This is a genomic window from Spirosoma endbachense (assembly GCF_010233585.1).
GTDB lineage: Bacteria > Bacteroidota > Bacteroidia > Cytophagales > Spirosomataceae > Spirosoma > Spirosoma endbachense.
On sequence record NZ_CP045997.1, the window covers coordinates 4,020,292 to 4,044,840 of the forward strand.

The 24,549-nt window shown below is 49.5% G+C and carries 23 protein-coding genes and 1 pseudogene; 6 read left to right on the forward strand and 18 right to left on the reverse strand.

The annotated features are described in order from the left end of the window. Window position 1 precedes the first annotated feature (1 nt). Window positions 2–745, forward strand: coding sequence for a hypothetical protein (locus GJR95_RS16205; protein ID WP_162386866.1), 744 nt, complete (start codon window positions 2–4; stop codon window positions 743–745). Between the two features lie 49 nt (window positions 746–794). Here GJR95_RS16205 and GJR95_RS16210 read toward each other — a convergent pair whose 3' ends face one another. The 3 genes from GJR95_RS16210 to GJR95_RS16220 form a co-directional block, all read right to left on the reverse strand. Then, the gene (locus GJR95_RS16210; RefSeq protein ID WP_162386867.1) at window positions 795–1,121 is read right to left on the reverse strand and encodes a hypothetical protein; all 327 of its coding nucleotides are present in this window, start codon (window positions 1,119–1,121) and stop codon (window positions 795–797) included. A gap of 167 nt (window positions 1,122–1,288) precedes the next feature. Further along, window positions 1,289–1,603: a hypothetical protein gene (locus GJR95_RS16215; protein ID WP_162386868.1), complete on the reverse strand. Its 315-nt coding sequence runs from the start codon at window positions 1,601–1,603 to the stop codon at window positions 1,289–1,291. 94 nt (window positions 1,604–1,697) lie between these two features. After that, the gene (locus GJR95_RS16220; protein ID WP_162386869.1) at window positions 1,698–3,026 is read right to left on the reverse strand and encodes a vanadium-dependent haloperoxidase; all 1,329 of its coding nucleotides are present in this window, start codon (window positions 3,024–3,026) and stop codon (window positions 1,698–1,700) included. A gap of 768 nt (window positions 3,027–3,794) precedes the next feature. Between GJR95_RS16220 and GJR95_RS16225 the strand changes: the two genes are divergently transcribed. The 5 genes from GJR95_RS16225 (at window position 3,795) to GJR95_RS16245 (ending at window position 9,567) form a co-directional block, all read left to right on the forward strand. After that, window positions 3,795–4,340, forward strand: coding sequence for a hypothetical protein (locus GJR95_RS16225; RefSeq protein WP_232541206.1), 546 nt, complete (start codon window positions 3,795–3,797; stop codon window positions 4,338–4,340). Between the two features lie 97 nt (window positions 4,341–4,437). Then, window positions 4,438–6,780, forward strand: coding sequence for a TonB-dependent receptor (locus GJR95_RS16230; RefSeq protein ID WP_162386871.1), 2,343 nt, complete (start codon window positions 4,438–4,440; stop codon window positions 6,778–6,780). Between the two features lie 74 nt (window positions 6,781–6,854). Continuing rightward, on the forward strand, window positions 6,855–7,721 hold the full coding sequence (locus tag GJR95_RS16235) for a heme/hemin ABC transporter substrate-binding protein (RefSeq protein WP_162386872.1): 867 nt from the start codon (window positions 6,855–6,857) through the stop codon (window positions 7,719–7,721). A 6-nt stretch (window positions 7,722–7,727) separates the two neighbouring features. After that, complete coding sequence (locus GJR95_RS16240; protein WP_162386873.1) at window positions 7,728–8,795, forward strand: FecCD family ABC transporter permease; 1,068 nt, start codon at window positions 7,728–7,730, stop codon at window positions 8,793–8,795. Beyond that, complete coding sequence (locus GJR95_RS16245; RefSeq protein WP_162386874.1) at window positions 8,788–9,567, forward strand: heme ABC transporter ATP-binding protein; 780 nt, start codon at window positions 8,788–8,790, stop codon at window positions 9,565–9,567. The genes GJR95_RS16240 and GJR95_RS16245 overlap by 8 nt, the downstream gene beginning before the upstream one ends. 51 nt (window positions 9,568–9,618) lie before the next feature. Here GJR95_RS16245 and GJR95_RS16250 read toward each other — a convergent pair whose 3' ends face one another. From GJR95_RS16250 to GJR95_RS16320, 15 genes and pseudogenes are all read right to left on the reverse strand, one after another. After that, window positions 9,619–10,971, reverse strand: coding sequence for a HupE/UreJ family protein (locus tag GJR95_RS16250; RefSeq protein WP_162386875.1), 1,353 nt, complete (start codon window positions 10,969–10,971; stop codon window positions 9,619–9,621). Between the two features lie 214 nt (window positions 10,972–11,185). After that, window positions 11,186–12,637, reverse strand: a complete 1,452-nt coding sequence (locus GJR95_RS16255) for a DUF3500 domain-containing protein (RefSeq protein WP_174260208.1) — start codon at window positions 12,635–12,637, stop codon at window positions 11,186–11,188. 279 nt (window positions 12,638–12,916) lie between these two features. After that, window positions 12,917–13,615, reverse strand: coding sequence for a LytR/AlgR family response regulator transcription factor (locus GJR95_RS16260; RefSeq protein WP_162386876.1), 699 nt, complete (start codon window positions 13,613–13,615; stop codon window positions 12,917–12,919). Then, window positions 13,612–14,820 (reverse strand): sensor histidine kinase, encoded by a 1,209-nt coding sequence (locus tag GJR95_RS16265; RefSeq protein WP_162386877.1) that lies wholly within the window; start codon window positions 14,818–14,820, stop codon window positions 13,612–13,614. The genes GJR95_RS16260 and GJR95_RS16265 overlap by 4 nt, the downstream gene beginning before the upstream one ends. 176 nt (window positions 14,821–14,996) lie before the next feature. Further along, complete coding sequence (locus GJR95_RS16270; protein ID WP_162386878.1) at window positions 14,997–15,491, reverse strand: cupin domain-containing protein; 495 nt, start codon at window positions 15,489–15,491, stop codon at window positions 14,997–14,999. Between the two features lie 39 nt (window positions 15,492–15,530). Next, window positions 15,531–16,256, reverse strand: coding sequence for a carboxymuconolactone decarboxylase family protein (locus GJR95_RS16275; protein WP_162386879.1), 726 nt, complete (start codon window positions 16,254–16,256; stop codon window positions 15,531–15,533). Between the two features lie 36 nt (window positions 16,257–16,292). Further along, complete coding sequence (locus tag GJR95_RS16280; RefSeq protein ID WP_198424846.1) at window positions 16,293–16,691, reverse strand: putative quinol monooxygenase; 399 nt, start codon at window positions 16,689–16,691, stop codon at window positions 16,293–16,295. A 64-nt stretch (window positions 16,692–16,755) separates the two neighbouring features. Further along, on the reverse strand, window positions 16,756–17,844 hold the full coding sequence (locus GJR95_RS16285; RefSeq protein WP_162386880.1) for an alpha/beta hydrolase: 1,089 nt from the start codon (window positions 17,842–17,844) through the stop codon (window positions 16,756–16,758). A gap of 51 nt (window positions 17,845–17,895) precedes the next feature. Next, entirely contained in the window at window positions 17,896–20,052 is a 2,157-nt protein-coding gene (locus GJR95_RS16290) for a xanthine dehydrogenase family protein molybdopterin-binding subunit (RefSeq protein WP_162386881.1), read from the reverse strand. Window positions 20,053–20,072: 20 nt separating this feature from the next. After that, on the reverse strand, window positions 20,073–20,699 hold the full coding sequence (locus tag GJR95_RS16295) for a cytochrome c (protein WP_162386882.1): 627 nt from the start codon (window positions 20,697–20,699) through the stop codon (window positions 20,073–20,075). A 62-nt stretch (window positions 20,700–20,761) separates the two neighbouring features. Beyond that, window positions 20,762–21,242, reverse strand: a pseudogene (locus tag GJR95_RS16300) ((2Fe-2S)-binding protein). Window positions 21,243–21,609: 367 nt separating this feature from the next. Beyond that, a complete protein-coding gene (locus GJR95_RS16305; RefSeq protein WP_162386883.1) occupies window positions 21,610–22,593 on the reverse strand; it encodes an aldo/keto reductase in 984 nt (327 codons plus the stop codon). A 37-nt stretch (window positions 22,594–22,630) separates the two neighbouring features. Then, window positions 22,631–23,257 carry a flavodoxin gene (locus tag GJR95_RS16310; protein WP_232541207.1) on the reverse strand — a complete coding sequence of 209 codons (627 nt, stop codon included), beginning with the start codon at window positions 23,255–23,257 and terminating at the stop codon, window positions 22,631–22,633. 217 nt (window positions 23,258–23,474) lie between these two features. Then, window positions 23,475–23,957 carry a nuclear transport factor 2 family protein gene (locus tag GJR95_RS16315; RefSeq protein WP_174260209.1) on the reverse strand — a complete coding sequence of 161 codons (483 nt, stop codon included), beginning with the start codon at window positions 23,955–23,957 and terminating at the stop codon, window positions 23,475–23,477. 93 nt (window positions 23,958–24,050) lie between these two features. Then, the gene (locus GJR95_RS16320; RefSeq protein ID WP_232541208.1) at window positions 24,051–24,539 is read right to left on the reverse strand and encodes a nuclear transport factor 2 family protein; all 489 of its coding nucleotides are present in this window, start codon (window positions 24,537–24,539) and stop codon (window positions 24,051–24,053) included. Between the last annotated feature and the right edge of the window lie 10 nt (window positions 24,540–24,549).

The window sequence follows — 24,549 nt, forward strand, 5'->3', positions numbered from 1 at the left end:
CATGCTGCGATTGGAACCTAAATTATTTGAGATGAAAAAGCTGGTGCTGCTCCTTATAACAATTCAGATAACCAACCTTTCCTTTGGGCAATCGACCGAATCGATCCTGGCCTTAAACTCGGGTTTATTTTCGTTTCACGGAGTCTCAGCTGAAAAAAGCTCTCAAATTAACCTGGCCTCCAATGGTTCTACGGGGTATACCAATAATCCCTTTGGCGCTAAAAATGGGCTTTCATACGGATTATCCTATCAGATTCAGCACGTATCCAGAGGCAATTTTATGACGGGCATTAGCGTGGGCTATGAAAATCTGAGAAGTAAGACGACAATTGACCGTGTTAATGGCTATGATAACACAGGCACATTTCAAGACGTGGCCTCAGGGCAAACCTACTTATCAAACAAATTCATAAATGCGTTCCCGTTTTTAGGTTATCGAATCAAATGCAATCAATTTTCAATTGACCTGATCGGTGGTCTAGACATTGGCTACCTGCTAAGTTCCAGAGAAAAGGGCGAAGCGACAGGAGTCAATGGTAAAACGTACAGTACTTCTCTGGATCGAACTGGCATAAAAACAGATCTCAGACCCAGGGTCCAGCTGGCCGTAGTTTATGGCAAAATAGGAGCCTACGCCGGGTATGCTTATGGACTAAGCAACTACCGTAGCCGCTGGGTAGGCGGACGCAATGAATGCAATGCTGAGCTAATCCGATTTGGTATACTATACAAAATGAAAGGGTAATATTTCCCGTCAATTAACGGCGACCAATTGGTCGAAGCCGGGCTTTGGTTTACCGACGAATACCCAACATGCGTAGAAACCAGCGTCTAATATTGACCGTTCGCCCGCCGGATTCTTTGATCGGAATCGGAACAGCAGATGATTCGCCAGCCAGTTGCCTTTTGATGGATTCAATAACCGCATCTGCGGGCTTTTTGGATTGAATCAAACGGACCGCTTCGATGGGGATGGTAATTTGCCTGTTGCCCGTTTTGGTTTTTACCCAAACCGAATAGTTTACATCGTCTTTGAGGGCATGTTCCAGATATTGGACAGCACCACCCATTCCCAGCAAGAGTTCGATTGGCTCTTTCTCAGCTTTGTAGCGTGCATTCATCGTCATCGTTTTTTTATACATTCCCGGTATAGTTTCTACCAGAAGTGTCTTGCTCTAATGACGTAGGAGCGGATGAAAAGCTGCATGGCTACCCATATATCATCTGGGTAAGTTTATAAGATGCCTGGCTACCGTCAAATTTCAGCTCAGTATGGTTTCCTTCCGGCCTACAGCAGCCTTATAACCCGTAGGTCACGATCTATCTTGAAATACCCACGATCCAGAAAACCAATAATCGCGTTTAATTTGGCTTCAAATGGCGTATGCCCATAGGAAACCTTACCAACTCCAACAATATGGACATTAGTCTGTCCAGCCTTACCCCTAGCTTCTGTTAGCAGCACTTCGGGTTTGTAAGGGCAGGCAACATAGGTATCGCAAAGAGTTGCGTATTCTGCAAGAATGTTATTACAGTCCGATTCGGACAAAAAATCGATACCGTGGCGGGGGAGTTGGTTCTGATACTCCTGAATTTGATTCATGGCTGCAATCTACCAAATTCGATTATAGCATGTTCACCAAAACGATCGAACTGCTGGCAATTCGGCAAAGTTTTGGCTACAGAAGTCGGATTCGTTATGACCGCTTAAATTTTAGTTTTTGAGCCACGTTCTGGGCAATAAGCTTGCCCTGGACCCGGCTTACATCACAGGATTTTCGGTAATGAATTCCGCCATAAACCCGTGAGTTACCGGCCTCGATAGCCGCTTCATCAAACGAGTTATACGTACGAGGGCTGAATCCCAGTGAATTATAGGAATTATCGGTGAATTTATAATTAGACCCAAACAGAAGCGTGAGGGTCTGGGCCGCTGCCGATGAAATTAAGGCATGGCCCGAGGGGTATTCAGGATGAGGTGGTGTTACAATCAACGCGTTCCAGTTGGGTTGATTCATCACCGTACGGATGTAGGTAACGGGCCGCATTCCATTGTACTGATACTTTCCTTTGAAGATCGTAATACCAGCCATTGAGGTTGCAACTCCGATCTGGGCGAAAGCCTGGGCCGCAACATCTAATCCTGGCTTCTGGCTAGTCAGCACCTGATTGAGTATGGACATCCAATGGCCGCCACCGAAGCTTTTTCCATCGGGATCATCGGCCCAGAATAAGGCAATCGCTTTCTGTTCAGGGGTCAGATTCTGCGAAATATCGTAGACTTCTTTAACCTGGGCATAGTATTCCGAAGCGTGTTCTTCCGAATAGGTGATCGGTGCTTCCAGCGGCACCTCACTGGCACTACGAATCATCGGCCGGCATTTACCCCAATTGGGTAGAGCAGCTCCTACAAAGGCCGGAGGAGTAGACACCCACAGCCCTTTACCGACCGGTAGCGTGTAGGCAGTGTTGTTATCATGCCCATCTGTTTTCGACCAGTCAAACACCGCAGCCGCTATTTTTTTACCAAACTCTGCCGAACGAGTCAGTTCATCGAGTGGTCTATCTTTCTGATAGCTGGCTGTATTAGCGGCTTCCAGAGAGTCTATAGTGGCTTTATTCGCGGAAGATGTAGTTGGATAGAAATAGCGGGTCATAGCGGCTAAGGCGGCATTGGCACTGGCAGGCCAATAATAACTCATTGTCGGGTTAACAGTGGGTAAGGCAGGCAAACCATTCAGTTGGGGAGCCAGCGACTGATAGGCCGATAAACCCGGCACGATCGATTCGTAAAGCGCAACACCGATGTAGGCAAACCGCCTGACCGTGAATGGTGGAGGAGCCGGCGTTGTTCGGGTGACTTTAAGCTGTGTGGTTAACCAGTTACTGACCACCTCAGAGGAATAAGAGGCCGCATCAGGACCTTTTGGCTGCTGAGGATCTGGATAGAAAGCTGTTAGTAAAAAGCAAACCAATAGCCAGATTATAGGCAATAGGTTAGGTCGGCGGGTTGTAGATTGATTCATGAGGAAGTTGCGTTTACTATTTCACTCAGAAATAGACTGGTTTTTAGGGACGAAGGCTTACCTAAATGAATACGAGAGTCCAGCTAATCAGGAAGATACACGAAGGTTGGTGGCTGATTGACAAGCTTTGAGTTAACGGCCGGACGGCCCTAGCGAGCGGCTGTTTTTTCTAAATAAAACAGACGTTTGGGTTAGAAGTCCAGAATTAATCGAGTTGGATAAGCTCATAAACAACCAGCATTTTAATATAACCAATTTAGTCAAAATAATATACTAAAATATTTTTTTTGTCAAAGCGGTTACTTTTCAACGAATAACCTGTCTAGTAGTGCCGCGGTATACTTACATACATGATGTTTAGACAAGAATCGACCTGACATCGAGTAGTTTATCGATTAGCGATTTAGTCAGTAAAGAAGTGGCTGTGGTGGCGATTTCTTAAAACCGCCATGGCCGGGATGGTTGGCTGTGGCGACGGTTCGCCTTTTCGATTTTCAAAACCGCGTCGTTCATGCCGGGTGCAGTTTGAGAAATCCCAGGAGTCAGGTTGAAGAACCTGACATCACCTATATAGCACCTAGTTTGTTAATGCCAGATTTATCGTCCTGCTGAATCTGACAAGTCAAGTGTAAATACATATCAATTGAATCTATAAGTACCTGGCAATAAACGAACAACATCGAATTTACTGCTCAAACGTGAACTCAATCTAAAGAATAATCTGACAGGAAAGACTGATTCAAAAAGAAGTAAACCGGGTAAAAAAGCATGTCTATTGGGCGTATCATACATACATTGATTGCAATCGCAGTAATGGCGCTGGTGAGCCTTTATGGTTATTATTATGCCCGTGAATCAGTGGCTAAATGGGCGTTTTCACACCAGACCTATTTCGCCCCCGACAAACTAATCCTGATTACAATTCCGCAACCGGAGCTGTCGAACCAATTGGCCGATCTGGTCAATGAGCCTGAATTCGAATGGAACGGCCATATGGTCGATGTACTTTACCGGGAGATTCGCTCTGATTCAGTATACATATACGGATTTCGGGATGATGCCGAAACGGAACTGAAGCAGAAAGCCCCCTGGCTGTATCAGAACACAGCATCGTCTGATTTTATACCCGGCACAAGGTCCGGTAACCATCGAAAACAGATCAACTGGCGAAGTAAATTCGATCTGCCTTATTTGCCCCTGTTCGATCAGCTCGAGTTGCCTTCTTTATCCACTTTATCATCGTCCTTTTATTATTGCACTCAGCGCTTGGCGCGTCCTGATCTGGAAGTCCCATCTCCTCCCCCCAATTTATAGAGTCATCCTCTTTACGATTGCCTGGCTCCCCAGCCAGTACTCAGGAAAGGAATGCCCTTTCCCTAAGGATTCTATGTTCCATCTTTTCATCATTCACATGCAATTAGTTCACAATCGATACTTTTTTATACTCCTCGTTTGCGCTTTTTTCTCTCCGGCACTCTATGCTCAGATGTCGATAACGGGTCGGGTTGTAGATCCCACAAACGCCCAACCCATTTTCGGTGCCTCATTACTGATTAGCGGGACGAATCGGGGCACTACAGCAAACGAAAAAGGTCAGTTCGAACTCAGTGTCGCCGAAGGTGATCAGCTTCAGGTATCGGCCGTTGGTTATCAGACGCAAACGATACGTATCAAAGCGAGTACACAAACACTAACCGTCGAACTGGAGTCGTCGAATACCGCCCTGAATGAGGTCATCGTTTCGGGTTATGCAACTCCGCAGACTATTCAGCGCACTGCCGGATCGGTGGGGCTGGTCACGAGTCGCGATATTCAGCGCACCAATGGTATTCACCTGCAAAACTTCGTGAATCTCATTCCAGGTGTTCGAGTAGAGATGCGAACTGTTGCCGCGGGAAATCGGATCGTTATACGAGGCTACGGCAACCAGACCAACTTCAATGGAGTAGGCTACAAGGCGTATCTCAACGACATTCCACTCACGGACGGCGACGGCACAACTTTTCTGGATGATGTTGACTACACAACACTCAGTCGGGTTGAGGTGCTTAAAGGTCCAGCATCGAGTTCGTATGGAAATGCCTTGGGTGGCGTCGTGAATCTGTATACCGAGCGGGCTCCAGGTGGCAAAACAAGCATCAGCCAACAGGTAATGGTCGGTTCTTATGGCCTGTTTCGAACCAATACATCCATCAAAACCGGCTCTGATAATACCAGTCTGAACATAAATTATGGTCATCAGAAATACGATGGATTTCGCATCCATGGCGGTTCTAAAAAAGACTTCCTGACGATCACCAGCGATACCTATTTGAGCAGGAAACGGTCTATGTCTGTCTTTGTCGGCTATACCAATTCGTATGATCTCTTATCGGGTCAGGTCGATAGCGTTAACCTGCGGGTTCATCCCGATACGGCCGAAGTCGCTTACCTGCTCAATAATGCCAGTATCAAAACTGAGAGTGCTCGCATTGGTTTATGCCACAATTATCAGTTCACGGATCGGTTCTCGAACAAAACAACCTTGTTCGTCGGTGGGCAGGTCATCGACCAGCCGTTTGCCGCTGGTGTAAATAAAACGAACAAGTTCAAGTTTGGCGGTCGTACCGTGTTTTCGTACACGGATGAATACAGTCGGCTTCGACCAACGCTCAGTATTGGGGCCGAGTTTCTGAAGAACTTCAATTTTGCCAAGGGCTATGGATTGGCGAATGGCATTCTGGGGGCTCTTCGCAGCGATCTGGAAATACAGGCCATGCAATACAACATTTTCGCGCAGGCAGGTATTCAGGTAGCCCCTAAACTGACACTTTTGGCAGGGGCTGGTCTTAATTACGTCGAGTACGGTATCACCGACATGCGTGCCAGTAGCACTACGCCTGCCTATGTAAACGCTTCGGGCTACAATCGATTTAAGCCCGTGCTGACTCCTCGCGGTGCCCTATCCTATCAATTGACTAATGCTATTTCGTTCTACGCCAGTGTCAGTGAGGGCTATTCTGCCCCAGCCACAAACCAGGTCGTTATTGCGCAAACGGGTGTCGTTAATTACAACTTACGTCCCGAGTTAGGAGTCAGTTACGAAATCGGCAGCAAAGGTCGTCTGCTGAATCAGGCACTTACCTACGAGATTGCCTATTTCACAATGGCTGTAACGGATAAGCTCATACCTCAAAATTTTCCGGCCAGCGGAAACCAGCCTGCTTACACACTGACAACCAACGCCGGTAAAGTGCAGCACAATGGCATTGAAGTAGCCCTTCAATATGCGTACCGGCCAACCACAGGCGCATTGGCTCTGGTTCGGTCGTTTGTGTCATATACCTACAGCGATTTTTACTACAAGGACTATAAGAGTGACAATAACGGAGATGCCAGAACGATCAACTTCACCGGAAAGAAAGAATCGGGCATTGCGCCGAACCTGCTGAATGCTGGTTTCGATCTGGAAGTTCGTCCGGGTTTTTACCTGAACGCGACCATGATGTACGTCGATAAAATGCCGATTACGCTGGCAAATGACCATTACGCCGATGCATATACGCTGCTTAACGGCAAGGTTGGCTACCGGAGTGCGCTAGGAAATCATGTCAACCTGGATTTGTATGTTGGTTCGGATAACATGCTAAGCAGCACCTATTCGTCGCTGATCTTCCTGAACTTACCCAATCCGGCCAATAACCGCCCGCTGTTCTTCAATCCGGCTCCGAAAATTACCGTCTATTCCGGCGCGGCTCTCAAATACACTTTTTAACTCAAACGTGATTGATAGCCTGCGATTTGTATCGTCTGACAACGAATTGCAGCCTATAATCCTGAAACTTCCATATGAAAATTTTGCGAATAGTAGGTTTACTTAACCTAGTTAGTGTTGTCATAGCCTGTAACTCAGGCCAGAAAGAACAAGCCCAGGAATCGGGCAAGCAGCGAATTGTCTGTGTTGCCAAGCAATTGACAGAGCTGATCTATGCGCTGGGGGCTGGCGATCAGCTGGTTGGTGTCGATTTATCGAGTACGTTTCCACCGTCGACAAAGGACTTGACGAAAGTAGGCTATCACCGAATGCTCAACTCGGAAGGAATTATTGCCCTCAAACCGACAGTTGTTTATCACGATGGGAACGTTGCGCCGGAGGCTGTTATGCAGCAATTGGAGAAAGTCGGCGTTCCGATGAAAGTATTCCCCGATGCCCATAGCATTCCCGAAACCAAAGCCCTGATTGATACACTGGCCGCGCAATTTGGGGCTCAGAAGCAGGCCGATAGCCTCAAAACAAAGCTGGATGCTGATCTGGCTAAAGCTGCTGAAAGTGTAAAGCAGTATAAGACGGTGCCTAAAGTGGCGATTATTCACTTTGGTCGAGTGATCAACAACTACCTTGTGATCGGGAAGGCCGGAACGGCTTCGTACATGCTCGATCTGGCTGGCGGTAAAAATGTCATGGATACGCTGAAGGGGATGAAGCCCCTCAGTCCGGAGATTATCAGCAAGGCCCAGCCCGATATTATTCTGGTGACTGATTTTGGCTATGACCGTATGAGTAATGCCGACAAACTCGCTACGTTGCCGGGTATTGCCCTCACACCCGCAGGAAAAAATAAAAAGATCTACCGTATAGAAGAACATGATCTGATCTACCTCGGACCTCGCACGGGCGAGAACGTATTGATGCTCATGAAGCTGATTCATCAATAAGCGCCCATGAAGCTATCATCCGTAAAACCAGGAAGCTGGTATGGATTTTTAACGATCCTCCTGCTGCTTACGGTCGTGGCAGCCCTCCGGATCGGGGCTGTCGATTTATCATTTGATGACATCGGGCATATTGTTTCGAATGGCCTGGGTTGGTCGGGGGCTACTGTCGATCCGGTTTCGAAGGGGCTATTTTTGCAAATCCGGTTGCCCAGAGTATTGCTGTGTGCTACGGTAGGAGCCGGATTGTCGGTGTCGGGTGTGCTCATGCAGGCTCTATTTCGAAATCCAATCGTTGAGCCGGGGCTGGTTGGAACCTGTTCCGGTGCAGCATTGGGCGCTGCACTGGTTTTTGTGTTGGGAAAGAACATCAACTGGGCTTTTACCGATGCCCTGGGTCTGTTTCTGCTGCCCTGCGTAGCTTTTACGTTTGCCTTTGTTGCGACATTGATCGTATATAAAATTGCGTCTTTGAGCGGCAAAGTAAATGTGGCTACGATGATTCTGGCGGGAATTGCGATCAACGCGCTGGCAACGGGCGGCACAGGATTTCTGTCCTACATTGCCCGCGATCCACAGGCCCGATCCATTACTTTCTGGAACCTGGGTACGTTTTCGGGAGCCGACTGGACGCAGTTTGCCGTTGTGTTTCCGATTACATTGGGAGGAATTCTGCTTTCCCTGCGGTTTACAAAGGCATTGAACGTATTGATCCTGGGGGAAGATGAAGTCCGGCATTTAGGCTATTCTATCAATCGGCTCAAAATTCAGGTATTGCTGTTAAATACATTGTTGGTGGCCATTGGTACGGCAATGGTAGGTGTTATTGCTTTTGTTGGCCTGGTGGTTCCTCACCTGCTTCGGCTTTCGAAAACTTCCGATAATCGGTTTCTGGTTATTGCTTCGGCATTACTTGGGGGATCTTTACTGACAATGGCCGATACCGTTGCCCGTCGGCTGGTAGCACCAGCCGAATTTCCGATTGGCGTTGTGACTGCTTTCGTCGGTTCTCCGATCTTTATCTGGCTTCTCGTTCGAAATGCCCGGTCCTTTCAGAAAGGGGGATTTTATGCTTAGAGCCGAGAACCTGAGCTTTCAAATTGGTTCGCAATACCTGGTCAGGGACATCTCACTAACAGTTAGACCCGGCGAATTTACGATGGTGCTGGGGCCGAATGGAGCTGGAAAAAGTACGTTACTAAAGTTATTGACGGGTACAGAGACACCACAGCAGGGTAAGGTCTGGTATGGCTCACAATTGCTGGAATCCATACCGCTGGCTACTCTGGCTCGCCAGAAAGCAGTTCTGTCGCAGCTGCTGTCATTGCCATTCGACCTGAGCGTTATCGAACTTGTGATGATGGGCCGCTATCCCTATTTTGACTTAAACCCCACTAGTCACGACAAGCAGATTGCCGACGAGTGTCTGGCATCAACAGGCATGAAGTCCTTTAAAAATAGAGCGTTTGCTTCGTTGTCTGGGGGCGAAAAGCAAAAAATACATCTGGCGCGTGTATTGGCTCAGCTGTATCGGAATCCCGATGATCAATCGACAAAATACCTGTTTCTTGATGAGCCGATTTCAGCGCTGGATATACATTTCCAGCATCAGATCCTCAGGCTGGTCAAGGAATTGGCAATGCAGAATATGGTTGTTTTCGTTATTGTCCATGACCTTAACCTGGCCTTTCAATATGCTGATCGAGTAGTACTGATGTATGATGGTTGTATTTTTCGAGCGGGGAGCCCAAAAGATGTACTGACGGAAGATGCCATCCAGACGGTTTTTCAACTAAAACCCTATTTTTTGGCTCATCCCGAACTGGGAAGCCAAATCGCCGTATTTTAACTATCGGTCTCCCAAGAGTTTTAACCTGAACTAGGTTAAGGAAAGATCCGATCAATCAGGATACGCAGCAGGCAATTGCTTCGATCGCCAGGTCAGGTAAAGAGCTAGTAGGGCCAATACGATAAGGCCGTAGGGTGCATATCCGACGGCCGTCTCAATGCCCTGCGTCAGACCGTTTGCCTGGCCTGTTACGCGCTCGACAATCCAGGCGAGGGCGGCAATACCAGCCAGGAAAGACCCCGTTAGCCGGACGATTGTGTATGCTTTTGTTCGGCTCAACAGCATTAACCAGGGAATGACCAGTACGATAATCAATAGCTGCATCAGTTCAATACCCAGATTGAAGCCCAGAATGCTCAATGCCATCGGTCCAGCATCAAGTTGAAGGTTCACCAGCGTACTGGCAAAAGCCAGCCCGTGAATTAGCCCGAAACCAGCCGCGATCCAGGTTTCGCGGCCTGGAAAAATAGGCCGTACAGCGTGGATCGCCGACACCAGAATCGATACGGCAATCAGAATTTCGATCGGCTGCGACGGCAACCGGACCCACCCCAGCGAGCCCAGCAGCAACGTAATAGAATGCCCTACGGTAAAGGCGGTAACAATCAACAGCAGCCGCTTCAGGCTGTATCGAACTCCCCCAAATCGTCCCCAACGCTGCCCAGCCACCAGCAGGGGAGCGGGCAACAACAACACGAACAAAAACAGCAAATGGTCGGTGCCTTCAGCAATATGCTGGGTTCCCAGCTTTACCATAGCCGTAAAGCCCGCCCAGCTACTGCCCGACGCGATGCTGACCGGCAAAGGCAGAATCCGGTTGTTGACGATATCTAAACTGATCGTGCCGACCTGCACCGGTTCGACTTCGGCCAGTTGTCCCCGTTCCCAGTCCTGCCGTACCGACACCAGAATTTTATGGGTCATCACCTGATGCAATACGACGTCGTAGTAGAACGTAAACTGCCGAACGTCTTCTCCCGACGGGGGCACCATTTGCACCTGAGCTGTCAGTTCGCGGTATACGCCGTTAATTGGATTCTGAGATTCATGGACGATCAACTCACCGACCGATACGTTCCAGAAACGCCCGCTGGGGCTTTGTGGGCGAACATGCGTTTTGAGGTACGCCCGCAGTTGTGGTCCCAACCGCGACACCAGCCCCGCCGACGAATCGTTGACTGCATGCCCCCAGGCTGATTGCAGTTCGACCAGGGGAATTTGCAGTTCCACATCGATGCGGCTGGCGTGGATGTTGAGCAGCACCACTGAGTTCGGCATGGGGTGAGCGAAAGCCGACTCAGGATGGTCTACCACCAACCCAAGTACGATGAAAAACAACAACCATCCGGATAAACGGGTGTTGATCAGGCATAGCTGGTTCTTTAAAAAATACGTTACCATCATTTTATTTTTCAATTATTTCGTACCGGCATAGTCTGCCGGGCAAGCCAGAGGTGTGCGGATGCGGGAGTCCCTGACTACTTACACCTCCCTGATACGAAAACTTGATCCATACGTTCGACCCATCAATACGAATGTAATCAATCTGTGCCGTTACACTCCTACTACCGGAGTAGGCCCTCAGCGGATACCAAATAGGCAGGAGCCAGATGGAACTCTAATTACCGCCATAGTCACTGGTATGATCGCGCCATACGGAGTGGGAATGGGGCGTGTTTTTGATGATGACCCCACCCTGATACGAAAATTCGATCCACACACTCGGTCCATCAATGCGTACATAATCACCCTGAGAACTCATAGCGGTTGTCCCCGAAAACGCTACATATGTGTTCGCTAGCTCCGAGGTGTATTTGGTTAGAATGGTGGCCGCCGTGGTTGCATCCAGATCGTTGACGTAAAGCTTGATGGCATTCAGCACCAGCGTCTGTTTATCCGAACTTAGACTTCCTACCTGTAAGCCCACTTTGGTCGTTGGAAACTTACTATCCTGACCCGGCCCCAGCACTAAGTCGGAGAACGTACCCGACAACCTGGCTGTCGTTTGCTCAGCGGTGCTCAAGCCCGTTAGCATAGCCGCAAAGGCCACCCGTTCCTGTTCAAACGCCTGGTATGTCCGGTTAGCAGCCGTCACAGCTGCCTGGGGCTCGACTCCCCGAAAGGCAGGTGTCACCCCAGTGATGGCCCCGGCATTGAAGGTGTACGGTTGGGTGTAATGGTGACCCGTAAACAGAATCGACCACAAACCTGTCGTGCTGGGCGTACCCAGAATGGAGAGGTAATAATTGCCTGCCCCGTAGTCAGAACCTCCACCGATGGTGTTGAGATAATCGTCGGCCACCAGGTTACCCATCATTTCGTCGTAGCCTTCGTTCGTGACATTCTGGGCCAGTACCGTCACCATCAGGTTGCGAAAAGCGGCAAGTTGTGTTGCGTTGAGTGCCCCCAGATTGATACCGATTCGGGCAGAAAGGCCTGCTGGCAGATTGGACCATTTTTGGGCATTGGTCTTTGAGTAGGTTAGCTGAGTGGTGGCTAACTGGGTGCTGCTTAGCGTAGCCTTAAAGGCTTCGGTCAGGCAGACGATCTGGGCCACACCCGTGGATGCGCAGGTAGTCGAAGTCGTCGTTGTTGATAGCGCGGTGGTGACAGTACTGGAATTGGTCGTTGTTGTGGTTCCAGAACTGGTTCCGCTCACCGTCAGGGCCAGACTACAACTCTGTCCACCAAAACTGAGTGCGAACGTAGCCGATCCACTTCCCGATGGCGTACCGCTGATCGCGTACGTCAGGTTACCGGCTCCGCTGGCCAGGGTTCCAGCTTGCAATGTTGCATTCAGACCGGTTACGCCCGTTGACGCAACGGCACTACCTGCGGAATAGGCGACCCCATTACCCCCTGTAAAAGGAACCGTAGCCGTTCCGGTAAAAGCCGTGCCGCTAACGGCAGAGGTCGAAAACGTGGCAGAACCACAGCTCAATGCACTGACTGTTGCTGTAGTAGGCGTAACGGTCCCTAAGTTGTCGGGCGTATTACAGGACTCTATCACAGCTAAACTGCTAGTGATCAGCAATAGTAGAGCGATAATATTCACGATGTTCCTTTTCATAATAAATGTAGTCTATTCGCTCAGGCAAACTGGTTTTAAATTAATTTACTCGGTAGCCTGCCTGCATGTTTCAACAAAGTCGGGCCCAGGGGTAAAGAGTCTGCAAATTGGGGTGAACGGGTCCTTTTGTTAGTAAACGGACTGAAAGCCAGGGTGATTTTTATCTCATTAAGACTTTCACCTGGAGCCACAGTTATTGATGCTGCTCCTGATCGCCGTTGCGACCGTCCGCGGCTGCGGTGGCACGGCACCGGTGAACCGTGGCTCCAGGTGAAAGTCCTATTTCATGAACAGGCTAAAAAAATCTTTTTCATAGCTACTCCCGATTGGAATTTCCTCCTCACCTATCAAAATCATACGCCCACGAATCGTCTGAATTTTGTTGACCGCGACAATGAAGGAGCGATGAACGCGAATGAATTTAGTAGCTGGCAGTTTATCCAGCATAGCTTTCATCGTAAGCCGTAAGACCAGCGAAGGCGAATCAAGTAAATGAATCTTTAGGTAGTTATCCAATCCCTCGATAAAAATAATCTCGGAAACAGTAACCTTTACCAGTCCGTAATCAGCCCGAAAGAATAGCTGTTTGGGTTCAGTTTCTTCCAGTGAATCCGTTTGTTGGAGAACCCGCCACCGCGCATGGGCTCGCTGCATCGCTTTGCTGAACCGATCGAAGGTGTAGGGTTTCAACAGATAATCCACGGCCTCCACGTCATAGCTTTCCAGCGCATACTCGCTATAGGCCGTCGTAAAAACAACGAGGGTTTGTTGGGTGATGGATTTAAAAAAAGCTAATCCCGACTCCTTTGGCATATTGATGTCTAAAAAGATCAAATCGACCGGATTCATTTCCAGATACAGGCGGGCTTCGCCGGTACGGGTGAACGTTTTGGCCAGGTCTACAAAATCAATTCGGCTGCAAAAAGCCTCTATGACATCCAGGGCAGGGCGTTCGTCGTCGAGTGCAATGGCTTTCATTCAGATAAGGTCAGGCTTAGATGGACGTGGAAATCGGTCGGCGTATTGTCGATGATTAACTCATGGGCGTCTGGATACAGGAGCCGTAACCGCTCCCTGGTGTTTTGCAAGCCCACGCCTGTCGAATTTTCGAATGAGTTGACCTGAACCTTTTTATTGGCAACATATAAAGTCAGGCTGGTTTTCCCGATATGTATATGAATGTCTATTTGCGAATCTTCATCCGGGCTCACGCCGTATTTAAATGCATTTTCAATGTAGGAAAACACCAGTAAAGGGGCAATTTTCAATTGTTTCTCATCGCCTTCCAGTTGATAATTAACCTGAACTGAATCGCGTAGCCGGGCTTTCTGGAGATCGATGTAATTGGCAATGTAGTTGATCTCTTTAGCCAGATCCACTTTATCCAGATGGGCATCGCGAATGATATAGCGCATGAACTCCGAGAGTTTAACAATGGTATCGGCCGTACGCTCATCCTGTCGGATGGCCAGTGCATAAATGCTGTTGAGCGTATTAAATAGGAAATGCGGCTGAATCTGCGCTTTTAGCTGGCGAAGCTCCGCCTGTAACTGATCGTTTTCAACCTGATGAAGTCGGCTGGCTGTCTGAACCGAGATGGAGATGAGCGTGCTTACACTCCCCAACAAAAAGAAGATAGCCAGCTTCACCGGAAGGAGCAGTGTAAACGGGGGACCGTGGCCATCATCTGGCCGTTCTCCAGCTGGAGGATGAGGAGGCCCATCCGGTTGATGCGGCCCTCGCTGACGATCGAATGCGTTGAAAGGGGGCCTACGATCACCGGAGCGCGACCCGAACGGTGGACCGGAGCGCCTATCAAGCATCATTTCCTCCACAAAGATCTGTCGAACCCAGGCCAGTGGCGTATTCTCTGCTGGTACTTTGAAGAAAAACCACTGCTCAATACGATACGGAAGATAAACTGAACCTACTATACAGCTAACCGCGATAAGCGCGTATTTTCGGTATTGTTTGGTCAGAAACCAACGGGGAACAAATACAGTATGGTTCAAATAAGAAAACAGAACAAACAGAATATAGGCTAGTCCATTCTGCACCAGATGCTCGTGCGGCCTTAATGGATGCAGGCTTAGGCCGTTGTAGACGAAATAAAAAAGTGGCAGAATTACCAGAGCAATTCCGATCAATAAATGGGTGCTATAGGCTCTTAACCAGGCTATCATTCAATTCGTTAACTAGATAGCAAATGTATTCGAATCGATCGAAGCCTGGGAATAATTGTGGTTAATGGGACGAAAACAGGGGTTAATCTGGCTATAGAACAGCAAACTACTGGAAGACTGCACTGCCGGGGCGGAGTGGAACGAGTAGGTCAATAGGGTAGTTTTGCCAAAAAGGATTACTTCTTTACATTGTTATACTCCACATCGGTGACTGGCTTCATCCAGGTGACTCGTCCTTTGGTGGTGTTGGGCGTGATGGCGACCTGCATAAATCCGACCGTTGGCGAAGCGCCATGCCAGTGCGGTACGTTCGGGGGGCATTTTATAGCGTCACCTTTCCTAAGGATCTGGATGGGTTTTCCCCGCTCCTGATAGTAACCAATGCCCCCCATTGCCAGCAGCACCTGTCCGCCCGCGTGGCTATGCCAATGAGAGCGGGCGCCCGGCTCGAAGGTCACATAACCCACCGGAATGTTGAAGGCGCTATCGGGCTCAATCAATTGCTGCACCCAGACGGTTCCGGTAAAGTTAGTAGTCGGAGCCCGCTGCCCTTTCGGAAAAATAGCACCCGTATCCGTTACGCTTTCCGTTCGGGTTTGGGCGTTTGCCTCAACGCTGGCTAAACTGATCAGCAGGGCAGTAAGGGTTACTCCTATCGCTTTGTTTTTCATTGGGTTGGCTACTAAACTACTTCCTGTTCATCCTTTTTCTTACCGTCTTGACGCTACGACCTGCGTCAAAACTGCCCGGCCTGCTTCAGCCTCCGCTTTGCCGACGGCAGTCTCGATCAGGCCAAGTGCCTGTTTCAATTGTGGTTCGATCAGACCCATGTGTAAACAGATGCCCAGATGTGATTGCAGCATCGGCTCGACACCCCCGATGCTGGTCAGCACCGAAATGGTAGTCAGTTCCCGATCGGTATAACTCAGTACATCACGCTCGAACAGATCAGCAAACAGGTGTTCTTTCAGAAAAACTTCGATCTCCGGGCTGAAAGCAGCATACCCTCGTTTTGGCCCGGATTCAGGCTGTCCGGTCAGCTGTTCAAGGACTTTTTTACCACGCTCATATTTAGGTTCACGACTGGTAATCGGCGTTGATTCCTTGCCTATCTTATCGGTAATACCTTTTTTCTTTCGTTCGTCCAGCACTGTCATGAGCGTCTGTAGCCCCCGGATACTTCTGGGAAATCCGCAATACGCATACAAATGCACCAGTACTTCCTTGATTTCGTTGACTGTCAAGCCCGCATCCAGGCCGGTGTTCAGTGCTGATTGTAGTTTTTGAAGTTCTCCCGTTGCGGTGAGGGCTGAAATAGCAACAATGCTTTGCTGATTTGGCGACAAAGTGGCTGATTGATTCATCTGGTTTTGCGCGGTGAGCGGGTTAAAAGCGATGAACAAGCCGACGATCATACTACAGAAAGTGATACGCATGTGTTTGGTGGAGAGTAGTGTCCAGGTGATTCGTCGTTACTTTATCTTCATTCCGGGAATTAAAGGAACCGTCTCGACCAGTTCGAGGGATTTGACCATGGACTGTGTGGCTGTTTTGTATTTCAGGAAATGCGGGGTTTTTATATGCGCCTTGTACGCAGCCGTATCTGCATAGATTTCCAGAATTGTGATGTGGGTAGGCTTATCCTTCTCCGCAACGGCATATAAAGTCAATACGCCGGCTTCGAGTCGCACCGACGCTTCTATTTCCTCCTTCAATGCAGCTTTATACGGATCTAACTGCGAGGAATCAATGACAAGTTTTGCCAGCCTTACCAGTTGTTTTTTCTCCTGAGCCAATGCCATATTACCGTAAAAGGATTGACTAACCGTGATGAGAATCAGGTAAACTACGCTCATTTTTTTCATCTTCATGTGATTCGATTTCAGTTAAAGGCTGTCTGAAAAATTAGCGTTCGGCTGGAGCTAGGCTGGATGGTCAATCCAGCTTTTTATCCTTTAGAAAGTCGGCCATCAGGTCTGCAATCTGGAGATTATTGAGGTCAGAAAACGGGAAGTGTGTAGTACCGAAAACGCCGATTTCAGGCAGGTGTACCACCTTAGCGTTGCCGCCATGTTTGTTGACTGTCGCGGCCCAGATGTTTGCCATCTCAAGCCCGGCCCGCCAGTGATCGCTATTCCACACTTTCGTTGGTTCCCTGGCAATGTTATCGCCATAATAGACGATGATCGGAATCCGGGTGAGCTTTTTGAAGTCCTCCACCGGTATCTCAACGCCTTTTAGTTCGCCAAAAAGGCTTGCCGACTGGATAGGCCTGGGTAATTCTCCCGTCGGAAAAACGAAACTGCTGAAGGGTTCGTAGGCGATAACTGCCTTAACTTTATCATTTTTTATAGCGGTAAACCAGCCCGGCCCTCCCCCCTGCGAATGAGTGATCAGGATACCTGCTCCGATTCGATCAAATAATTGGGAGCAGGCATTGGAGACAACATTCGCGTCAAAATTGCCTGTGTTGGGCGTCATTTGCCTGAAAAACTGCTCCAGAGAAGCCGTATCTTTAGGGAACTGACTGCCTGCGAAATAATCCGGATAGTTCCCAATCCTGAATTGTGTAAACCAGAACTGTTCATCGGGCGTGGGGGTAATCGTTGCAGCAACCGTACTTTTTCCGGCTTCGCCACGCCTTGGCTGGTCCAGCAAATAAACCGCATAACCCCGTCGTAGGACGGTCGTCTGAAATCCCTCCCGTCCATCGGGGGTCGATTCCCACGTTTTTTTGGACTCCGCGGCTCCGTGTAAAAAAACCAGCGGATACTTACGGGCTTGGGGCGGAATCTGATAAAATACATACCCATGATCGCCATGTAAGGTTTGCCCCTGGGGTTTTAAGGCAGTAGACAGATCAAATTTTCCCGGTTCGGAAAGGGTTGTTCCGCCAACCAAGAAACTACCCTGTTGTTGTATTGTCAATAAACCCGATTTCTGGTTTACGGTGTTAGTCGCACAAGCCGAAACGAACAGCATGACTCCGATTAACAGCAGAACGGCGTCTATTTTTTGTTTCATGGAGCTGGGTCATTCAGCGAATCAATCAACATACAACTCATGGTCTTCCCTCTAAACCGTTGCCAGACTAAAGGGTAACTTACGGATACGCTTGCCGGTCAGGTCGAATATGGCGTTGGCCAGGGCCGGGGCAAAGGCAGGCAAACCCGGTTCGCCGACACCACCCGCCGGTTCGTCGTTGTCCATGACATACACATCAATGGGTGGAATATCGGTGATGCGGGGAAGCTGATAGGAGTAGAAATTCTTGTCAACGGGCACACCGTCTTTGAACGTCACCTGATGTTGCGTGGCAGCACCCAGTGCCATGACAATTGACCCTTCCACCTGCGCTTTGATCGTATCGGGATTAACGTACCATCCGCAATCCATAACGGCCCAGACGTGGTCAATTTTTAGCGTACCATCCGAACCTTTTGATACTTTTACGACGTGCCCAACGGTACTGGCAAAGCACTCGGTAATGGCCATACCGTATCCCTCACCCTGTTTGCGAGCCTTCCAGCCCGATACCTCGGCCAGTTTGTCGAGTTGCCGGTGCAGCCGTTCATCGGGCAGGTGTTCCCGGCGAAACATCATCGGGTCTTTCCCGGCTTCATGTGCCAGTTCGTCCATGAAACTTTCGTAGGCAAAGCCGTTAGTGGAGGCATACACTGATCGCCACCACATCGTTGGAATGGGCGTTTCGAAGGGAACATCCGCAATACTCAGGTTTTTAATACCCTCAGCATAGGGTTTCAGGAAACCTTCCGAAGTGCTCCGGTTGGCTTTGTCTTTCGGACCTCCGCGCCAGTGGTCATTGTTTTGGCCAGCCATGCGCAACTTGAAAGCGCTGATTTTTCCGTTATCGACCACGCCCTCGCAACGGTATGAAATACCAGGACGGTAGGGGCCTTGTGTCGCATCATCTTCGCGGGTCCAGACTACCTGTACAGGCGCTTTTATTTCTTTCGAGATCACGGCAGCCTCATGCGGGTAATCCATAAAGGCCTTCCGGCCGAATCCGCCCCCCAGAAACGTCATGTGGACGATCACTTTTTCGCGATCCAGCCCCATTTCTTTACTGATCGCGTCCTGCACCCACTCCGGAGCCTGAATGGGTCCCCAGATTTCGAGTTTGTCGTCCTGGTAGTGCGCCACGCAATTCAACGGTTCCATGCAGGCGTGATACTGGTAGGGCGTCTCATAGACAACGTCGAGTTTTTTAGTCGCCTGAGCCAGAATACCTGACGCATCGCCCTGCTGCTTGAACGAGAGTCCCTCCTGTGTTTGAAGGGCTTCCTGCTGACGTTTGACAATCTCGTCGGTGCTGAGGTGCTCAAATCCGCTATCGTCCCAGTCTACTTTCAGGGCTTTCTTACCCTGCAAAGCGGCCCAGGTCGAGGTGGCTACAACCGCAACGCCCTCCCGGTAGGTATTGAAAACCAGCATTTTAGTCTTGAACACGTGTTTAACACCAGGAACTTTCCGGGTGGCCGTGTCGTCGAAACTCCTGACTTTGCCCCGCAGACGGGGGTTGCGTTCCACGGCTGCATAGAGCATCCCCGGAATTTCTTTATCAAGCCCAAATGTAGCACTGCCATTGGTTTTCAGTTTGGTATCCTGCCGAAGCAGAGGCTTGCCAATGAGTTTGTAGTCCGATCGCTTTTTCAGTACCACGTTCTTGGGCATCTCCAGCTTCATGGCATCGGCTACCAATTCTCCGTAGTGGAATCGCTTATTGGTTGACTGGTGAATGACCTGCCCCGATTCGGCATGGCAGTCCGATACTGGTACACTCCATTTGGTTGCGGCTGCCTGGATCAGCATCTGGCGGGCGGTAGCGCCCAGCGTTAATAAGTTCCTGTACGATCCCCGAACCGTCGAACTGCCCCCGGTGACCTGATTGCCGTATTTTTTATTGTCACCTTTGGCAAAAACGATGTTCACCTTGTCCAGGTCTACTTCGAGTTCTTCAGCAACCATCTGGGGAATGGCCTGATAAACACCCTGCCCCATTTCGGCCCGGTGCGAGAAAATGGTCACCTTGCCAGATGGTTCGATGTGGACCCAGGCATTCATTTCAACACCAAAATTGTCGGCTTCTGCCGCTTTTATGATTTCAGCTTCCTCCGCATTCGACGGGATATAAAATCCCAGCGACAGCGCCAGTCCGGTCAGGCCGGATGCTTTGAGGAAATGTCGTCGGGATACGGTTTCTGTGTCCATAGTATTGTTGCTGAAGGCGTTTAAGGTTTAGGTGCATAAGCCCCTGTTTGGAGCCAGGTCGTCCAGGCTTTTTTAAATTCAGCGTGACTCAACGGAGGAAGCGTGCGGCCTTCGCCGGGATTCCAGCCCGCCAGTACCAGGCCGTCGTCGGCGTGTTCCAGCAGTTTTTCCATATTCTTACCCCCATTTAGCTTGGGGTCAACCAGTTGCCTGGCCAGTTGCTGGGGCGTTCGACCCTGAAAAACCATACGCATCGTTGCAGGAGGCAGGTGCCAGTCTGGATTACCCGGTGGCGTATGCAGGCCCGGCGTGTTGGTCGGCTGATGGCAGTTGGCACATTTCATGGCGTAAATGCCTTTGCCGTCGGTACCTCGCCGAGGGGCCATCGTGTGCAGGTGATTGTCATCCCCCTGCAAGGGTATGTCGCCCGCCGGATGACAATTCATACAGCGTGGACTCATCAGTACTTTATAGACACTGGCAAAGGCTTTGACCGAGGCCACACTGTCTTTTTTGATAGGTGCAGCCACTGCTTTCGTACTCATCAGTGTCGTACTGACCTGATCAGTGCTACGGGAGAACGTAGTGGCCATAATTGCCGTCACTGTCAGCAGAATGGCCAGGATATAGACTGTTTTTAAGGACATAGACGAATAGCTTTCGTTTCCAGATGCGTTCAAATGTGCTTAGGACAGTGCAGCCGGTTGGATTATTCGTTTTTACCAACCTTCTGTTCGGCTCCGGCGGCCAGGTGAATCGCCTTGCGGATGCGTGGATACGTTCCACACCGGCAAATATTACCCGCCATAGCTGCATCGATATCCGCATCGGTCGGATTTAAATTTCTCCCGTAGCAAGACCGCGGCTGACATAATCTGCCCGGAGTGACAATAGCCACACTGGGGTACGTCGATCTGCTGCCAGGCCTGTTGAAGGGGGTGGTTATTGTTTTGAGACAGTCCTTCAATGGTAACTATCTTTTGACCAGCAGCCCGGCTTACTTTGGTGACACACGAGCGCACGGCATCGCCGTTCAGATGGACCGTACAGGCACCACACTGGGCAACGCCACAGCCGTACTTAGTGCCTTTCAGACCGACCACGTCCCGGATGGCCCACAGCAGGGGCATCTGCGGATCGACATCAATCGATTGCTCTTTGCCGTTGATTGTCAGCTTAATGATTGCCATAGTGTTATGAGTTGTAAAGCCATCCGGTTGGCTGTTGTTATCGTAACAACAGCTTATACTTACGGTATGTTTATCCGTACTGTCGTGCAAAGTTCGTGCGGTTTCGTCTTTGGGCTTGTATATAGATTACGGTATTTTCTACCAAAATCACTGATCTGGCGGGTATCAGTAACTAACCCTAAATGACCTTTTCTGGGCTGCGCTTCCATACGATCGTTTGTTACCTACGTGCGCTTTCGGGATTGTTTCCGTTGAATATGGCCCTATCAACCCTTATTCCACTTACCAGAAACACCAGCCCGACCAGCAGAGCTAAAGGCCACAGCCGATCTTAACCCACGCATTCCCAACGGCTTTTCCATACCACTTACTTGCCTACCCGTTTTTGCAGATGTGCCGGGTAGCGATCGCCTTGTACCGGAATCCGGGAAAAGGCAGTGTCTATCTGGCTAATGTCATCGGCGGAAAGTTCAATAGTTGCTGCTCCAATATTTTCTTCCAGACGGTGCAGCTTGGTCGTGCCGGGAATCGGTACGATCCAGGGTTTCTGGGCCAGCAACCAGGCCAGGGCAATCTGCGCTGGTGTGGCCTGTTTTTGCCTGGCAACGTCACCTAATAAGTCTACCAGCGTCTGGTTAGCTTTCCGATTCTCTTCCGAAAAGCGGGGAACCACATTGCGGAAATCGGTCTTGTCAAACTGCGTGTTTTCGTCAATTTTTCCCGTCAGAAACCCTTTGCCCAACGGGCTGAACGGAACGAAACCGATGCCTAACTCCTCTAACGTCGGCAGTATCTCTTTTTCCGGTTCCCGCCACCACAACGAGTACTCGCTTTGCAAGGCTGTTACCGGCTGCACGGCATGTGCTTTCCGAATCGACTCCACACCCGCTTCGGAAAGCCCGAAGTGATTAACCTTACCTTCCTGAATCAATTCTTTAACCGTTCCGGCCACATCTTCCATCGGCACATTGGGGTCAACCCGGTGCTGGTAAAACAAATCGATGCGGTCGGTTCTTAATCGCTTCAGCGCTTCTTCGGCCACCTGGCGGATACGTTCGGGGCGGCTGTCCTGCCCTTTTGTGGAATCGCCATTCTGAAACCCGAATTTGGTGGCAATCACTACCTGGTCCCGGAAGGGCTGTAATGCTTCACCCAACAGCTCTTCGTTGGCAAATGGGCCATAGGCTTCCGCCGTATCGAAGAAGGTAAGGCCTTTATCGAAAGCGGCACGAATTAACTGAATGGCGTTCTGCTGGTCTGTTGCCGGACCATAGCCATAGCTTAAACCCATGCAGCCTAAGCCCAGTGCGGACACTTGCAGGCCGCTGGTTCCCAGTGTTCTTGTTTCCATTGACGTATATAATCTCTTTTTGTAGAGCAGCGTGACCTTATTTCAGTACGTTAATCGTCCGTAACCATTTTACCACGTTCGCTTCAGCTTCTTTTGCCTTGTCTCCTTCGATAATCAGCAATTGTCCATCCCGTTCCGAGCCGCCCCGCATCGTAAACCCTTCCACTACGTTACTGTTTGGACAGAGTTCCTTTACCGTCTGGAACGTACTGCCAATACCATAGCCTCCATTGGTATTGAACGGAATGACGGTTTTACCTTTTAGATCATACTGATGCAAAAAGCTTTTCATGGGCGGGGGCAGTTGCATGCCCCAGGTAGGAAAGCCGACGAATACGACGTCGTATTGCTGAATGGTGTCAATTTTTGTTTTTAACGGAGGCAGGAAACCGGTTTCATTTTCCTTCGCTACCTGCTCTACCGTAGCCCGGTAGTTTTCGGGATAGGGCTTTTCTAACTCAAGGGCTACTAATTTTCCGCCTACATGCCTGTGAATGATTTCCGCTATCGCCCTGGTGTTAGTTGTTCGGGACAAATACACAATCAATACCTTGTTTGGCGCTATGGAAGCTACTTCAGTAACCTGGACACTCTCCGTTTGAGAAGAACAAGCCCCGATCAACAGAAGAAATGCCAACAGGCTGTGCATTAACATAGTGGTCATTTTCATTTAGTTCCGATTTTTACTCGCAACTACCTCAAGCCTGATTCGACTTAAGGTTTTCAGGCCCGGATGAAGACTCGCCAAAGCGCCAACCTGGTTTTCAATACATTGCGACGGTCCAACTCGGTGTCGGCCTGTAACTGTAGGTTGCATGGGGAACGGGTGGCTAAAGCGTTCCGATTTTTATGGTCAGGTATGTATAAAACGAGATACCTGATTAATGCTTAATCACATGGGTGTCCCGAACACTGCTAAAGGTCAGGGCTAACATTTTCCAGGCATTGCCTCGTTTTTTATAGACTTCAGTCACTGTAAACTCAACCTTTGCCTCACTACCCCGAACCGTTGACTCCAGCCTAATTCGGCTCCAGATGATGGCCGTGTCGTCAAACAGCTCCACCGCCACGTCGTGTACATCCGCTTTTCTATACCAAATGCTTCCGGTTTTAATGATTTCGAGTTCCTCGTCCTTTTTCCAGGTGCCACTCATATGGACAAATTTTGACTTGTCATCGAAGAGTTGAGCCAGTTTGTCTACATTCTTGTCGGCCATCCACTGCCATTTTTGCTTCGAGAGATCGATGATTTCCTGTTGGGCCTTAGTGGGGGTGGTTGCCGAAGAATTGGTCTGGTTTGTTTGGGCGAAGGACGCTAGTATACCCATGCTGAAGAAACACAGGCCAAGAATTGATACGTTCATAGTGCGATTGAGTAAAGGGTTAACTAACTATCAGTAAATGAAAATTTTGGTGCTCACGACTATTTCTGGTTTACCACGAACGTCGTTAACGGGCTAGTTTTTAACTGGCCGCATCAGCTTGGAGAACGAGAGTTGACCCAGTATCCATTTTCCGTTTTCGTTTACATAGACCTCCGTCACCATAAATGGATTGGTCACTTCGTTTCCGCCCACTACGGCCACCAGGTCAAGGTCACTTAACAGGATGGCCGTATTGCCAATCATATGGAAGGTCGTTGAATAGACACTCGCTTTCCTGTACCAGATGTTCCCGCTTTTAATGACCTCCAGTTCCCGGCTCTTGCCCCAACTGCCACCCATGTGGACAAACATCGATTTTTCATCGAATAAGGTAGCTAACTTGTCTACATTCTTGTCGGACATCCACTGCCATTTTTGCTTCGAGAGGTTAATGATTTCCTGCTCCATACTGGCGCTACCCGTTGTAGCAGTATTTGCGTTTTGTGCCTGAGCGAAGGATGCCTGCATACCTGCCATCAGGAAGGAAATTGCGAGAATTGCTATGTTCATTGTTGTTTTCATTTCTTTGTTG

Bases quoted from the DNA above. Each gene is read 5' to 3' on its own strand.
- GJR95_RS16240 (WP_162386873.1), top strand. From the start codon at position 7,728: ATGAAGCTATCATCCGTAAAACCAGGAAGCTGGTATGGATTTTTAACG.
- GJR95_RS16285 (WP_162386880.1), bottom strand. From the start codon at position 17,844: ATGAAACAAAAAATAGACGCCGTTCTGCTGTTAATCGGAGTCATGCTG.
- GJR95_RS16280 (WP_198424846.1), bottom strand. From the start codon at position 16,691: ATGAAGATGAAAAAAATGAGCGTAGTTTACCTGATTCTCATCACGGTT.
- GJR95_RS16235 (WP_162386872.1), top strand. From the start codon at position 6,855: ATGAAAATTTTGCGAATAGTAGGTTTACTTAACCTAGTTAGTGTTGTC.
- GJR95_RS16210 (WP_162386867.1), bottom strand. From the start codon at position 1,121: ATGAATGCACGCTACAAAGCTGAGAAAGAGCCAATCGAACTCTTGCTG.
- GJR95_RS16310 (WP_232541207.1), bottom strand. From the start codon at position 23,257: ATGACCACTATGTTAATGCACAGCCTGTTGGCATTTCTTCTGTTGATC.
- GJR95_RS16265 (WP_162386877.1), bottom strand. From the start codon at position 14,820: ATGATAGCCTGGTTAAGAGCCTATAGCACCCATTTATTGATCGGAATT.
- GJR95_RS16250 (WP_162386875.1), bottom strand. From the start codon at position 10,971: ATGATGGTAACGTATTTTTTAAAGAACCAGCTATGCCTGATCAACACC.
- GJR95_RS16205 (WP_162386866.1), top strand. From the start codon at position 2: ATGCTGCGATTGGAACCTAAATTATTTGAGATGAAAAAGCTGGTGCTG.
- GJR95_RS16260 (WP_162386876.1), bottom strand. From the start codon at position 13,615: ATGAAAGCCATTGCACTCGACGACGAACGCCCTGCCCTGGATGTCATA.
- GJR95_RS16215 (WP_162386868.1), bottom strand. From the start codon at position 1,603: ATGAATCAAATTCAGGAGTATCAGAACCAACTCCCCCGCCACGGTATC.
- GJR95_RS16230 (WP_162386871.1), top strand. From the start codon at position 4,438: ATGCAATTAGTTCACAATCGATACTTTTTTATACTCCTCGTTTGCGCT.
- GJR95_RS16295 (WP_162386882.1), bottom strand. From the start codon at position 20,699: ATGTCCTTAAAAACAGTCTATATCCTGGCCATTCTGCTGACAGTGACG.
- GJR95_RS16305 (WP_162386883.1), bottom strand. From the start codon at position 22,593: ATGGAAACAAGAACACTGGGAACCAGCGGCCTGCAAGTGTCCGCACTG.
- GJR95_RS16255 (WP_174260208.1), bottom strand. From the start codon at position 12,637: ATGAAAAGGAACATCGTGAATATTATCGCTCTACTATTGCTGATCACT.
- GJR95_RS16290 (WP_162386881.1), bottom strand. From the start codon at position 20,052: ATGGACACAGAAACCGTATCCCGACGACATTTCCTCAAAGCATCCGGC.
- GJR95_RS16320 (WP_232541208.1), bottom strand. From the start codon at position 24,539: ATGAAAACAACAATGAACATAGCAATTCTCGCAATTTCCTTCCTGATG.
- GJR95_RS16220 (WP_162386869.1), bottom strand. From the start codon at position 3,026: ATGAATCAATCTACAACCCGCCGACCTAACCTATTGCCTATAATCTGG.
- GJR95_RS16315 (WP_174260209.1), bottom strand. From the start codon at position 23,957: ATGAACGTATCAATTCTTGGCCTGTGTTTCTTCAGCATGGGTATACTA.
- GJR95_RS16225 (WP_232541206.1), top strand. From the start codon at position 3,795: ATGTCTATTGGGCGTATCATACATACATTGATTGCAATCGCAGTAATG.
- GJR95_RS16245 (WP_162386874.1), top strand. From the start codon at position 8,788: ATGCTTAGAGCCGAGAACCTGAGCTTTCAAATTGGTTCGCAATACCTG.
- GJR95_RS16270 (WP_162386878.1), bottom strand. From the start codon at position 15,491: ATGAAAAACAAAGCGATAGGAGTAACCCTTACTGCCCTGCTGATCAGT.
- GJR95_RS16275 (WP_162386879.1), bottom strand. From the start codon at position 16,256: ATGCGTATCACTTTCTGTAGTATGATCGTCGGCTTGTTCATCGCTTTT.